Origin of the sequence: Pseudomonas sp. S4_EA_1b (assembly GCF_016307435.1) — a bacterium.
GTDB lineage: Bacteria > Pseudomonadota > Gammaproteobacteria > Pseudomonadales > Pseudomonadaceae > Aquipseudomonas > Aquipseudomonas rhodesiae.
This window is the reverse complement of record NZ_JAEILC010000056.1, coordinates 63172-76363: the sequence shown is the minus strand read 5'-3', so window position 1 is coordinate 76363 and position 13192 is coordinate 63172. Positions and strand designations below refer to the sequence as shown.

Below are 13192 nucleotides of genomic sequence, written 5' to 3'. Positions count from 1 at the left end.
GGATGGCGTGGAATCCGCAGTGAATCAATGAGCGACCTGAACATCATCCTTTTGGCCGGCGGAAAGGCCGCGATCGACGCACAGCGCAACACAGGTGAGTACCCGGATTTTCTGACGGAGCACGGAAGCACAACCTTGTTGGAGACCCTGATCAACAAGTGTGCAGAGCTGAACCCGAAAAAGATCATCTGCCTGTTCTCCAGCGCAGACACCACCAAGTACCACTTGCGAAACCTCGTGAGCCAGCTCAGTCCCGTAGCATCCGTCATCCCTGTTCATGACAAGACCATGGGCGCTGCATGCACTGCTCTACTGGCCAGTGGCGAGGTCGACAACGACGAGGAGCTGCTCATCATGGGCTCGAACGAGTACCTCGACGTTTCCCTGGAAACCATCGTCAGCAACTTCCGCGCAGTCGATGCCAAGGCTGGGGTGGTCACCTTCAACTCGATTCACCCGCGTTACTCGTTTGTTCGGCTGGACGATCGCGGCGACGTGATCGAATCCACGGAGAAAAATCCGATCAGCAAGAACGCCATTGCCGGCACATTTTGGTTCAAGCGGGGGAAGCACTTTGTCAGTGCCGCAAAGAACCTGATTCGAAAAGACACGAAGGTCGACGAGAGCTTCTACATCGCACCAGCGCTGAATGAACTCGTCCTCAGCGGCTTGCGTATTGCCAGCTACAAGATCGATGCCGAGCAGTACCACCCCCTGAAAAGCCCAACGCAAATCCAGGCTTACGAGATGGGGGCAACTCGATGAAAACTGCACGTATCGAGAACATGACCAAGGGCTGGTTTGTGGGGGCCTTCTCCCCCACTGCACATCATACGAACAGCTGTGAAGTCGCCCTCAAAACCTACAAGGCCGGCGAAACCGAGGAAGCTCACTTCCACAAGATCGCTACCGAGACCACGCTGATCGTGTCCGGCAAGGTTGAGATGTGCGATCAGGTCTGGGGGCCTGGCGATATCGTTGTGCTCGAGCCAGGCGATATCACCGCTTTCCGTTGCCTTGAAGATACCGTGACCGTTGTCGTCAAGGAGCCCGGTGCTCTAAACGACAAGTACCTGGTGGGCGAGTAACAGCATGCAGAAGACCACCCATCTACAACACCATCCTCGGCTGGGGTACTCCCATTCGAAACACTTGCGGGATCTACCTGCGGCTGTAACCGAAATGTACCCCTGCGATCGGCTCATATCGTTCAGGTTGCTGCCTGGCCGTAAGCCGGACACGGTCGTTCGCAAGCTCCACGCTGCAGATCGCCCCTTGGGGATCTACGATGGTGGCTCACTCTGTTTTTACGGCGTGCAAAGCGATTCGCCCCTAGCTCCTTTGCTGCTTTGGGACGCCGCACACTTCTTGGCAGTCGGCCAGCAGATCACCATCGTTGAGGATTCGCCAGTCGGCTTCTACTTGGACCGTGAATACTTCCAGGCCGGGCTGAAAGTGGTACGCCAGGACGGTACCGTCGCTGTGTTCGAGAAGGTGGCCAAACTACCTGCAGAGACCGACGACGACCTAGACAGCTGGACATTCGGAATTCCAGTTGGTCCCGAGGACGCGACCGTGCTAAATGCGGTGGTCAAGCGCATCCTGGAGATCGACATCCCTAACAAGGAAATCGTGCTCTGCGGAAAACCTGGGGCCAACTTCGCCTATAGCGACCATGTTCGGATCGTGGGCGAAGACATCACTGCCCCTCCGGTGCAGATCTGCAAGAAGAAGAACAGGCTGGCTCAGGAAGCCAAGCACAACAACCTGGTCATCCTGCATGACCGAGTGTTTCTACCAAAACACTTCGGAGAAATGGTGCGCCGCTTTGGTCCGCGCTACCCGCTCATGACCTTGCAGAGCATGTTCTTCGACAACCGCCTGAACATGAGCCCAAGACGCTATTCCGACTACGGCATGGCCATGGGAGAAATCGGCCAGGGGCTAAAGGGCTTGCACCGAAGCTCCGGCGAAGCCGTTTCAATTGCGCCCTCCATCTTCACTGAGATCGAGCGTACGGGGTTCTGCTTCGCCAGTCCCATGCGCTACAACAAAGACACCAGTTATCCAACCGGCTCGATGTACATATGCCGCAAGGAGGTCTGGAATGCATTCCCTCTGGATGAGTCGTTGCTTTGGGTCGAGTTCGAGGATATCGAGCAAGGTATTCGCGCCTCCAAGGGTGGCGTTCCATGCCGCGTGAACCCTCACGGAATTAGCCAGACGGTGACAACACGCGCCCTCCTCGGCGTACCGTCTCCAGTGGAGACAGCTGACGGTCAATTGGCTAAGACAGGCCCTGCCTACCTTTCGCCATTGCCTAAGAAGCCTCTATTCAAGGTTTCTACCGATACAGCCCTGGCGAAACTGCGCCAGTTCGCTGCCATGTATCACCTTAACCCGAACGCTACGCAGATCCCGACTGGCCTGAAGAAGATCAGTGCGCGCAACTGGGTAAGCCTTGTGAACTCTGTAGTTCAGCAGGCGAGTTTCCCAAACACCCAGGATGCGGTTCATCGTTTCATCGAAGATTACGAGCGGATGGTCCTCCTCGATCAGCTTCCAAACACTCAGAAGGAAGCGCTCTATCTGCGATTCCTGGAAGACCCTGCCGAGGCCAAGCGCATGTTGGTCATCAACAGCAGCGAACTGCGCAACATGCTCTATCAACGTCCGCGGCAGTCTTGGTTCTACACCGAGTTGCGCGAGTTCTTTCATGGCCGCAAGGCGTCACTTCCCGGCATCCTGCTATCGGCCATCAGCGTTTACCTGAAAAACGGCTCCGTTTTCTACTTCACCAGCCTGCCGGCTGCGGTGCGCTCCATCTACAACTCGACTCCCTTCAAGTCATACACCGAGGCGCCCAAGTGAAGATCTTCGTTGTCTCCCAGTACGCACTTGCCCCAAAAGCCCAACCGGGGGCGGGATCGCTGACGTCCCTCATACAGCAGCTAGCCTGTGTCGAGGTTGCAGATACCAACGCAACCTCTGTGGTTGCAGTCTCGGACACCTACAACCTTGGAGTCGTGACTTCCATCGCTTCGGACGATATTGCCGCCTTCGTTCTGGACGATTTCCGCGACCAGCGTCAGCAATCTGTGAATGACGTGGTCTGTATCGACAGCAACGTTCTTGCCACCAAGCTGAACAGGAACACCTGCAGTTGGGTAGCCATCGACTTCGAGCAGAACCTTCCAGTCAACTCGACCGATCTGATCCGGAAAATCTCCCGGTACGCTTTCATGGGGCGGGCGCTGCAGGACAAAAACCTGGTACTCCTGGTCCCGCCTCTGTACGTAGGTTTCTACGCCAGGTCAGTTAACGAGGCATTCAACAACCTTCCTGTCAGCAGCATCGAGATCGCCCGTTCTGGCCAGACAAACATGCTTTTCATGTCCACGACGATGGAACGAGTGATCCTGAGCCTACCCCTGCTCACTGGCCCAATTCGCCGGCTAAATCATCTGTTCATGCACGTCTACCAGCGCTTGGTCAGACCTGCATAAATCGGCAAAGCCCAAAGGAACGATTGAATGCAGCGAAGAACCTTCGTCAGTGGCCTGCTACTTCTAGGTGGCGGTCTAGCCGGTCACTACCTGACATCAAGCATATCTGGGGCGGCCGGGGGCGCGGTCATGGATCCCAAGCTTTTCGCCCAGGCAACAAGCGGGCTCAAGCTGCAGTACCTCTCTCAAGAAATGCTGCTCAAGATCTTCAGTCGGCAGGTTGCTGAAGCTGACCGAAGGCAGTTAGTGGCTGAGATCATCAACCACAACCGCAATCTGTTTGTGAAACAGGCCTATGAGCGCCAGCACGGCGTACCTGGCTTCTACCGAGTCATCGAGTAACTCATGCACGTTAAGACACTGATCATTGGAAACGGCTTCGCAGGACGCACTGTTGCACGATCACTCGCAGGTGAATGCCTCATCGTAGAACGAGGCGAAAAGTTCAACATCTTCGAGCGCCGCCAGCGCTTTATGCAGATGGAGAAATCCAATCGTCACGATGCCTTGATCCGCCGATCGTATGAGTCCAAACACGCCTTCAATGTGCCTGACAAATTAGGGGCGGACTGCGCTAGCGAATACATTTTGGTGGATGGCGGGTGCTCAAACCACTGGGGTGGTTTGAGCTTTCGTCTCTCTGAGTACGTTTTCAGTCAAAGCGAGTCCGACTTCCCCTGGCCGTTCACGCCCAGCGAGATGCAGCCCTATTACCGCACTGCGGAACAGCTCCTGCGCATCAGTGCAGACGCAAAAGATCCTGACGACCGAAACCCTGTCTCCGAGATCAAGGGAGCCTCAAAGTGGCACGAGGCACTGGGGAAGTACTTTCCTGAGGCTTACATCGGGGCCCAAGCTCATAACCTCTCGATGGATGGAACAACTACCCAGGGCCATTGCATGGGCGCCGGCGACTGTGAGTTGTGCCCTATGGACGCGAAGACCAGATCGCTGCATGTCCATTGTGGTGCTGAAGTACTGAATGGCGTAATGGTCGATCGTCTTCGGTTTGAAAACGGCCGCGCGGTGGAAGCCAACTGCTCAACCGAAGATGGCCCTTTGAGCATTACTTTTGACCAAGTCGTGGTCGCTGCTCACGGGGTGGAATCATTCAAGCTCCTGTGCAAAAGCGATCTGCCGCCTGAGGTCCCTCGTGATCTGCTCGGACATCACTATCAGGACCATGCCGTCGCAGAGCTGGCCTGCATCATTCCTGGGGCCAAAGTGCCTTTCTTCGAGGTCAACACTGCAGCCCAAGTGGTCATCCCCGAGCTATCAGGTGCCCATGCAGGAATCGAGTACACCACGCTGGCGCTAATGACACCTCCAAGCGAATCTGCCGTAGCCGCTGCCCTGGATCTTGCCAAGATCAACCAGTGGAAGCTTCAGGAAGCGATCGCGGAGATGGGATCGGTCATCAGCCTCTACGTGCTACTGGAAATTCCGCCTGAATGGGACGTCTCCATGTCCTATGCCGAAGGCAAGTTGAATGTGGACATGAGCGGGTACCACCAGAACAAAGTGCGGTACAACCAAATCATCGCCGACATCAATGCCAAGCTGAAGTCGCTAGGCGCTGTTCCACTACCGGGAGCTGAGCAGAAGCACTATCTAAACGCGGCCGGCACCCACCACCTGGTGGGGATGCTTGGAATGGGCAACGGGCCTCGTGCAGTAGTCGCACCCGACTTCAAGCTCAAGGGCACTGACAACGTGTTCGTTGCTGGTTCGGCGCTTTTCCCCCGCTGCGGCTCTCGCAACCCCACTGTCACAGTGATTGCTCTCAGCCTGATGCTTGGCGAGCAATTGAAGAGCAACGTCAACGCAACGATCGCGCGGGGCTGATGCGATGCGAATGATCGAGCCGGGGCTGATCAGCGTAGTGATCCAGGGCCCTTTGTACCGAAAGCTCTCTTCCACCCGAGGCATTGAGGCCTGCATTGCTTCTATTCGCAGGCACCTCCCTGGAGCAGAAGTGATCGTTTCGACATGGCCTGACGAGGATATTTCTGGATTGGATGCAGATCTGGTCCTGCAGTCCAAGGATCCTGGGCCTATGCGAGATTGCTCTGGAAGCGTCCTGAATACCAACCGTCAACTGGTTTCCACGAAGGCGGGGATTCAGGCGTCGACAAGACCCTATGTCATGAAATTCCGGGCAGACCACAATCTCACATCACCGACCCTGGCAAGCTTGGGAGAGTATGCCGGCAGCGCAAGTCATGGTCGCCTCTTCGCCCAGCCGCTGACCATCACTAACCTGTTCATCCGTAACCCAGCACGCTGCCCCATGCTGTATCACATAAGTGATCTTGTCATTTTCGGCACACGGGAAGACATGCTGAAGTTCTGGGACTTGGACATCTTTTCCTATGAGGAGATTTTCAATCCAAAGCCGAACTTGAACCCCTTCGGCAACTACCTCGGCTACAGCGCCATGAAGATGATCCCTGAACAGTCCTACATGATTGCGCTGTTGCGCAAACATGGACTTGAGGTCGACATTGACCATCCCTGCCAGGTTCGATCTGCTGACCTCGCTCTGTGGGAGTCGGTGCTTCATGCCGATTTCCGCACCCTCGAATGGAGAGCTTCTGGCGTCGATTTTCCAGAGCGCTTCATGAACAACGGCTACTCCATGAACACCCTCTATGGAGTCAAGGATATCCGCAATGCAGCTGAGCTCGGCCCGACTGGACGCCGCCTGCGACGTGCACAAGTGTGGGTGAATCAGTACCTGCTGAATTGTTTGCGCTTGGCGTGGTGGGTTTCTTTCGCATCCATCGTTCTCTTTGCGACCTCGCCGTCCTTGGCAAAGCGCGTGAGATCCGTATGGAAGATGCTCCGTGGGGTCACTCATCCAAACCCTGAGAAGAATTGAACCCGCTCTTCCTGATACCCCTACGCTGACAGCTTAAAGGCTCGGTCGATCTGTGGGTTCAGCCAGAAGCCCTGACGGTCACGGAAAAGCTCAGCCCCTGTGCGGATGTGCTGAAGCATCAGCTCACCAGACATCCATGCTCTTCCAAGGAGCTCGGCCGCCAGCGACGTCATGTTTCTTCCTGCCCAAGGGTCTACGACCATGTCACCCTCTTCCGTCAAAAAGCGGATGAGGAATTCTGGGATGCTGAAAGGCATCGGAGCCCCATGGGTTGGCAGACCAAGCTCTTCCGCAATACGGCGATGCTGCAGGCCGTAAGAGCAACGATGCCCGCGGGTAATCACATTCTTCGGTATGGTGCCGGCAGTGGCATTGCCAAAGCTACCCGGCTTGATCCTGTACGCCCCATCGCCGTAGTTGGTGTAGCGGTTCTCCCCGCCCTGCTGAATGAGCTTGAGATGCCGCTCTTTGTGAGCCTGGAGCACCCGGTTGTTATTCGCCTTGCACTTCAGGGGATTCTTCACAAACCAGAGGACCGGCTCATACCCCACATTGAGCTGTTGACGCGAGCGGCTAGCCCAGAGCACCGGACCGGGTGCTTTGGAGGGGTTATCCCATATCAGCCTATCCATCAGATACAGCCCAAACCGATCGCAGATCTCGAGCGTCAGGCGCTCAAGGTAGGTCGATCTGGCGGGCATACCCGTGAGGAAAATGTCGTTTGAAACGTTCAGCACAAGGCTGCCGTCCTCAGCGAGCGCTTCGATGATGGGTTCGAGGGTGTCACAGATGTACTGGACGATCTCGCGCTCTTCAGGATTACCGTAAGCCCGCGGCCGCGATAACGGGTATGGCGGCGAACTGAAGCAAAGGCTTACTGGTACCGTGAGGCGCTTGAAGATATCGCCACTCGGCCCCCATATTGCCAGCCCGAGGTCTGTACGAAACCCGAGTACCTTCACACCCGACTTTGCAGCATTGAGATCGCGTTTTGCTTCCTGGGTGAGTCGCCACACTCCCCTTTCACCGTGAACACGCTCAATCAGCCCCAGGCGTTTCATTTCCTGCTGGGCCCAACGGATTGAGCGCTTCGCAATGCTGTGCCTTTCACCGCTAGCGCCTACTGGTACACGCTCGTTTATCGTGGACTCGGAAACGCCAAGCTTGCTCGACACAAGCTTGTACAGTGATTCATTCGAGAGAGGAGTGTCAGGGGATGATTTGTAGATATCGGCGAGCTGATCAATGCCGAACAGGTCGCCCTGCCCTGGCGACCCAGCGCCTTTTGCGCGTAACGATCTCATCGCGGACCCTTGAGTTAGAGATGCTGCTTCATCTGCAGCGATAACCAAAAGTACCGCGTCTTGCCAAAGTGCAACTGTCCTATTAGCCCACCCCGGAGGCCTGCGTACATTCCTTCACCAACACCATCAGTTCCAGAGATTCCGCCTCGCTCCCTGTCGCGCATCAACTTCGGGCCGACTCATCGCCGCATACAGCACCACGCATAGCGCTCCAAAGACGTGATACTCAAAAGAGATAGCTGTTCTCGGTAGAAGACCAAAGACTAGGCCTCCATAGAAGAACATGACGATCAGAGCTACTACCAGGTTTCCCACGCTCCGCGTGAACCAAGCCTGCCCTAGTAAAAGCCCCCACAGACCGAATACCCAGCCACTGGCTCCCAGGTGCATCCCCGGCCTGGCTAACAGCCACACGAGAACACCGCTGGTTACGATAATGAAGCAACTCGCCGCCAAAAACCGTTTCACCGTCCCTAGGCTTACCAAGCACCCAAGAACAACCAGCCCTGAGAGATTGTTCAGCAGGTGAACCCACCCGGCATGGAGCCAAGGGGCTGCCAAAATGCCTGGCAAGCTTGAAAGTTGTCGAGGAACAACGCCCCATCCATTCAGGGCGCTCCCCGTAACGCTGTTCAGCAGTTGAAGCAACACCATCACACCTGCAATGCATGCGATGGTGTTAAGTCGTGGCCTGAGCCATGTCCTCATTCCTGGCTTACCTCAGGCGCTCCATGAGGGGCCCCGAGCAAATGGCCAAGACCACGAAGCTGATCAGCCATTTCGTTCATCTTTCGATTTGTACCCAGGTCAATATCGATCTTCTTATCCATAGCCCGCATTAGAGGAACAAAGCTGTTCTCCAGGGTATCAGCCAACCGAATGAGAACTTCCTGGACGCCCTTTTGGGGAGTTGGCTGAACGGATACCTCTACCTGAGGTTGCACCTTGCCGAGGTTGTCCAGTCCGGCCAGCAACTGCTCCCAGGGAACACACGGCACCTCACCGGCCGGCTTGCCGGCGCTAAGACCACGTACGCTCTCGACAAGGTCATTGAGTTGCGCCACCACCCGCCCACCGACATCGCTGTCGCTGCCGCCCATGGCCTTGTTGCGCATGAAGTCGCGCTTGATCTGCGTCCAGCGTTCGGCCTGCTCGGGGGTCTGGTTGCCGCGCAGTTCGGCGAGCTTGAGCAGGTTCTCCTCGGCGCCGGTGGTGAGCAGTTGCGACTCGCCCTGGTAGTGGTCGGCGATCAGCTGCAGCAGCTCGGCGTCGTTCATCACCGAGCTGATCTTCTCCGCCATCTTGTTCATGTTGCGGTAGCTGCCCTGCAGCTTGAACGGCGGTTCAGTGCGGTAGGCATCGGCCTGCGCGGCACTGACGATGTACTGCTGGTTGACCCGGCCGACCACGTCGCGCACCTGCATCAGGCGTTCGAGCGTCGAGGTGATCTCGTTGATCTCGGCGGCGCTGTAGGTGTGCGACAGCTCATTGGCGGAGAACGGCTTGCCCTCGGCCTTGGCGACGAAGCGATAGACGTCAGCCATGTCGCGGGTGGCCAGCGGCGCCAGCACCGGGTTGGAGGTCAGGCTGTTCTCGATGTAGGACAGCGCGAAGGCCTCCTGCATGCCGCCCAGTGTGTCGCCCAGGTTGTAGATGTCGGCGCGGTTGGCGAGCATGTCGGGGATCTTGAACACGTCGCCGGACTCGGTGTACGGGTTGCCGCTCATCACCACGCAGAATTTCTTGCCGCGCATGTCGTAGGTCTTGGTGCGGCCCTTCCACACGCCCTCGATGCGCCGGGTGCCGTCGCAGAGGGAGATGAATTTCTGCAGAAACTCGGGATGGGTGTGCTGGATGTCGTCGACGTAGAGCATCACCAGGCTGGAGCCCAGCGTTGCTTCCAGAACTGCTCGACTGAATTGTTAGCTTGCAGTATGTCCGTGCTGTGGGAGAGTACTAATGCACACCCAAGGCAAAGGAGAGAGAAATGGTTTTCGACGACATCAGAAGGGATCTGAAAGAGCTGATCGAGCTTGTCCGCAAGAGCGAGCAGTACAACGCAGCAGTGTTCAACGGGCATGTCAGCCCTACAGAACAAATGGCTACGGAGGATCAGCAACGCTCTGCGCGGATTGTCGAGATTCAAGACAAATACGGGCTGAGTTGATCAATGGCCGAGCACCCCCTAGTTCGAGTGGAGGTCACCCATGACCTCTACACACCAGGCCTTCTGAGAAGCAAGCCTGAAAGGATTTTCGTGTTCGGCGACAACCTTCTGCGCAAAGGCACAGCCGGCCAGGCTGTAATTCGTTTCGAGCCAAACGCTTTTGGGGTTCCCACTAAGCGCGCACCCTCGATGGAGCGATCAGCGTTCTTTTCCGACCGTGATGATGAGATCAACGCTATCGCGATAGCCCTTCGACAGCTCTACCGCATCGCCCTCACCAACACTGTGGTGTTCCCTGCGGCAGGACTGGGGACAGGACTAGCAAGAATGGCCGAATGTAGCCCCGAGGCGTACAGCTTCATGTGCTCGATCCTGAAAGAGCATTTTGGGTTCGACCAGGCAGAACCAGAGAATTGACGGGCAAAAAAAGCCGGCCACTAGGGCCGGCTTTTTCATTCAGAGTGGAGAGACTCCATCTACGACTACCTATTCAATCGGTTACGGCCGAGTGTCGTAGCCGATCAAGCCTGGTAAGCCTGTGCCACTGCGTTGCAATTTACTCGCCCCGTGAGAACCTATCGCTCAAACCACTCACTGCTCAGAGAGTTCTTGATGGCCACCTGTGGGAAGCATGCAAAGGATCCAGCGCGAGGGTACTCGCCCTGCGCCGGGTGTGAAATTGAAAGGCTCCAATCTGAACTTGTAGATGCCATAAAGCCGCCTACGGCAAAAGCCCTTATGGCAAAGCTTGAGCCAGAGATCTGCGTGCCATGGCGGTCTGATTGCGCTGGCCAGATTTTCCTTGATACAGGCGCAGAGGACGGGGTGCGTATAGGGCACTTCCAAGGGGACGCGGCCCTGGCTGCGTACATGGTGGAAATCCACAATACCCTGTTAGCCAAAATCACGCAGAGCGCAGGCTAATAGGCGCCGGCAGGAAGAGAAAATGACGCAACAGATCAAACGGTGGTTTAGCGAGTATCAGCTTACCGGGGAAGATGGCATCAAAGCCGAATGGGTACGCATTCAGGCCGGACCGTGGCCATCCGAAGAAAAGGCAAAGTCGGCCTGCAAGAAGCACCTGGAGGCGAACCGCTCCAGTAGCAACCATCTCGCTTTTCGCATTGTCAGGGACGACCCAAGGGGAACGGTAGAGTACGAGTGCCATCCTCCACATGCATGGCGTATGCGATGGCATGTTTCTCGATGGTAGGCGCTTCGCTCCCATCTGAACCTGTCACAGGGTAACCCCGCCAAGTTGCATTCCAGAAGATCCTGAGAAAATGCCAGGACACACACAACATGGCTGTCACTGATGAGCGACTGCGTTCCCTATGCCGTCCACATAGTCACTGGAAAAGCTTACGAAGAGGTATTGGCTCAAGCCAAAAACATTCGAGGGTGGGATGAAGTGAATGGCATCCATCCTGTCGGCGCATGGCTGCTTTTGAAGGACTTCGGATGCCAAATTACCCAAATGCTGTCTGCCGGCTACAGAGTCACGCTTGCTCGCTTCAAGAAGCAGCTGGACCCTCAGAAGACCTATATCATTTCCACCGACGCACATTGGTTTGTCATTCGCAGGGGGGTCACATACGACCTGGCAGAAACGCATGGCCGGTCGTACGTTCGGCACTACATCGAGATTCTTCACCCAGGACCTGCCTTCGCTGAGGGATCTGAACTGAATGCCACCAAACCACTCGACGCAATAAAGGAGTCGCATGAGCAGCACGCCATGGGCTGAAGGACCTTGGGAACTAGTCAGCGTGGGCGATGACTACGCCATCTACTCAGCCGACGGCCAACTTGTAGAAACCGTTTACAACTCAGCCGAAGGTGAAGAAGGCACCGCTGTTGCAAACGCAACGCTGATGGCCGCATCTCCAGCGCTTTTTGCCGCACTTGAATCCGCACTGCCTCAGCTCATTGGCCCGGCACGCGAGAAGGCCCGCCTGGCGCTCCAAAGCGCTAGATCCAAACCACTAAACAAAGATGGGAAGTGACTCTGCCCATGGCACGAAAGAAAGCTCAACCTACAGAAATCACAAACCGTGGCCACATGGCTTTTCTTTCTCTTGAACCTGCGAAGCGTGACAGCTCGAGAGCTCAAGTAAACCGGCGCATTTTGTCAGCCTCTGCAGCATCGCTCCCTGGCTTGCCCTTGGAAGATCGGCTTAGCCATATCCTTCAAATTCCTCACCAGGTCGCTGTGGATCTGGCAGCTGGGCTGATTCCCTACACTCTGGACATGCTGACAGTGGTCACGGAGCAGCTTCAGGTCTCGATGCAGTGGTTGACCACTGGGACTGGCGACACGTCACTAGATCCGAATCAAGAGGATGAGCGAAAGTTCCTTGAAGCCTTTCGGCTCGTGTCGGAAGAAGAAAAGCAACTCCTTACTTTTGCCCTCGGTCTTGGTGATATCTCGAAGTTACTTCCTCCCAAGGAGAGGGCAGCTCTGTTTGCCGGTCTCTATCGTCTTCAGGAGCACCGCGCTGGGGCGCCGTACCACGAGCTTCTCTCAACCATCGTGGCTACCTGCGTTGACTCCTACCAGGCTCCAAGCGACTTTAAAAGCTGCTCAGCAGTGATGTTCACACCCTTCCATGCAATCGCGGGCATCTACGGCCCGGAACGCACGCCCCTGGCAAATTACCTCCCCAACCCAGGGTGCGACTCCGCCTTGCGCATTACCAAGCGATGAGATAATCGGAACCTCAGCAACACGAGGACAGACCCGTGAGCATCATCCCTTTACCTTCAAAGCGTCGTCTCGCCTGGATCGACCTGGAAACGACCGGCTACACCGAACTGCACCGACAGCTCATTTACAAGCAGCTGATCCTTGAGATTGGTGTACTGGTTACCGATGGCGACTTCAATGTCGTTGCTCAGCACAACATTGTTGTTCGCCATCCCGTTGACGAGGCTATTGCCCTCTGCGACGAGAATGTCAGGCAGATGCATACTGATAATGGCCTATTTGAAGAGGTCGCCAAAGCAACCACTGATCTCAAAACGGCGGAGAAGCAGGTCATTGCGTTCCTGATCGACAACTGCGTAGAACCAGGCACCTCACCTCTGTGCGGCAATGGCATTCACTTCGACAGAATGTTCATTGAGGCCCAGCTGCCGGAACTGAATGCTTACCTCCACTACCGGAACCTCGATATCAGCGCAGTGAAGGAATTTATCAAGACCATCTCCAGCGGCTTCGAGCCGCCGAAACGCAGAAGCCACCGGGCACTGGATGACATACTCGAATCCGTTCAGGAAGCTCGCACATATCGAGATCTCATTGCTCCAGCCTTGCTCGCTCTCAGCAGATAGC

At 56.1% G+C, this 13192-nt stretch carries 15 protein-coding genes and 1 pseudogene; 13 read left to right on the top strand and 3 right to left on the bottom strand.

The annotated features are described in order from the left end of the window. Positions 1–27 precede the first annotated feature (27 nt). Genes YA0848_RS19260 through YA0848_RS19230 form a run of 7 tightly spaced genes read left to right on the top strand, consistent with a single transcriptional unit; the run spans position 28 to position 6387 of the window. Positions 28–765, top strand: a complete 738-nt coding sequence (locus YA0848_RS19260) for a glycosyltransferase family 2 protein (RefSeq protein ID WP_065085887.1) — start codon at positions 28–30, stop codon at positions 763–765. Further along, positions 762–1088: a cupin domain-containing protein gene (locus YA0848_RS19255; RefSeq protein ID WP_065085888.1), complete on the top strand. Its 327-nt coding sequence runs from the start codon at positions 762–764 to the stop codon at positions 1086–1088. Before YA0848_RS19260 ends, YA0848_RS19255 begins: the two co-directional genes overlap by 4 nt. 4 nt (positions 1089–1092) lie before the next feature. Continuing rightward, entirely contained in the window at positions 1093–2871 is a 1779-nt protein-coding gene (locus YA0848_RS19250; RefSeq protein WP_065085889.1) for a hypothetical protein, read from the top strand. Beyond that, entirely contained in the window at positions 2868–3506 is a 639-nt protein-coding gene (locus YA0848_RS19245) for a hypothetical protein (protein ID WP_065085890.1), read from the top strand. The genes YA0848_RS19250 and YA0848_RS19245 overlap by 4 nt, the downstream gene beginning before the upstream one ends. Before the next feature lie 27 nt (positions 3507–3533). Then, positions 3534–3848 carry a hypothetical protein gene (locus YA0848_RS19240; RefSeq protein WP_065085891.1) on the top strand — a complete coding sequence of 105 codons (315 nt, stop codon included), beginning with the start codon at positions 3534–3536 and terminating at the stop codon, positions 3846–3848. 3 nt (positions 3849–3851) lie between these two features. Continuing rightward, positions 3852–5351 carry a GMC oxidoreductase gene (locus YA0848_RS19235; protein WP_065085892.1) on the top strand — a complete coding sequence of 500 codons (1500 nt, stop codon included), beginning with the start codon at positions 3852–3854 and terminating at the stop codon, positions 5349–5351. A 4-nt stretch (positions 5352–5355) separates the two neighbouring features. Further along, complete coding sequence (locus YA0848_RS19230; protein ID WP_065085893.1) at positions 5356–6387, top strand: WavE lipopolysaccharide synthesis family protein; 1032 nt, start codon at positions 5356–5358, stop codon at positions 6385–6387. A gap of 20 nt (positions 6388–6407) precedes the next feature. Here the strand turns inward: YA0848_RS19230 and YA0848_RS19225 are convergent, their stop codons facing one another. The 3 genes and pseudogenes from YA0848_RS19225 to YA0848_RS19215 form a co-directional block, all read right to left on the bottom strand. Continuing rightward, entirely contained in the window at positions 6408–7691 is a 1284-nt protein-coding gene (locus YA0848_RS19225; protein ID WP_065085894.1) for a site-specific DNA-methyltransferase, read from the bottom strand. Between the two features lie 126 nt (positions 7692–7817). After that, positions 7818–8345 carry a rhomboid family intramembrane serine protease gene (locus YA0848_RS19220; RefSeq protein ID WP_332874081.1) on the bottom strand — a complete coding sequence of 176 codons (528 nt, stop codon included), beginning with the start codon at positions 8343–8345 and terminating at the stop codon, positions 7818–7820. A 50-nt stretch (positions 8346–8395) separates the two neighbouring features. Next, a pseudogene (locus YA0848_RS19215) lies at positions 8396–9568 on the bottom strand (DNA repair ATPase); the annotation flags it as partial. A gap of 110 nt (positions 9569–9678) precedes the next feature. Between YA0848_RS19215 and YA0848_RS19210 the strand changes: the two are divergent. From YA0848_RS19210 to orn, 6 genes are all read left to right on the top strand, one after another. Beyond that, a complete protein-coding gene (locus tag YA0848_RS19210) occupies positions 9679–9858 on the top strand; it encodes a hypothetical protein (protein WP_065085896.1) in 180 nt (59 codons plus the stop codon). A 3-nt stretch (positions 9859–9861) separates the two neighbouring features. After that, positions 9862–10275 (top strand): DUF7831 domain-containing protein, encoded by a 414-nt coding sequence (locus YA0848_RS19205; RefSeq protein WP_065085897.1) that lies wholly within the window; start codon positions 9862–9864, stop codon positions 10273–10275. An 898-nt stretch (positions 10276–11173) separates the two neighbouring features. Beyond that, positions 11174–11605 carry a hypothetical protein gene (locus tag YA0848_RS19200; protein WP_065085899.1) on the top strand — a complete coding sequence of 144 codons (432 nt, stop codon included), beginning with the start codon at positions 11174–11176 and terminating at the stop codon, positions 11603–11605. Beyond that, the gene (locus tag YA0848_RS19195) at positions 11583–11864 is read left to right on the top strand and encodes a hypothetical protein (RefSeq protein WP_141678523.1); all 282 of its coding nucleotides are present in this window, start codon (positions 11583–11585) and stop codon (positions 11862–11864) included. The genes YA0848_RS19200 and YA0848_RS19195 overlap by 23 nt, the downstream gene beginning before the upstream one ends. An 8-nt stretch (positions 11865–11872) precedes the next feature. Beyond that, a complete protein-coding gene (locus YA0848_RS19190; protein WP_141678524.1) occupies positions 11873–12565 on the top strand; it encodes a hypothetical protein in 693 nt (230 codons plus the stop codon). 35 nt (positions 12566–12600) lie between these two features. After that, positions 12601–13191, top strand: a complete 591-nt coding sequence (orn, locus tag YA0848_RS19185) for an oligoribonuclease (protein WP_065085901.1) — start codon at positions 12601–12603, stop codon at positions 13189–13191. Position 13192 lies beyond the last annotated feature (1 nt).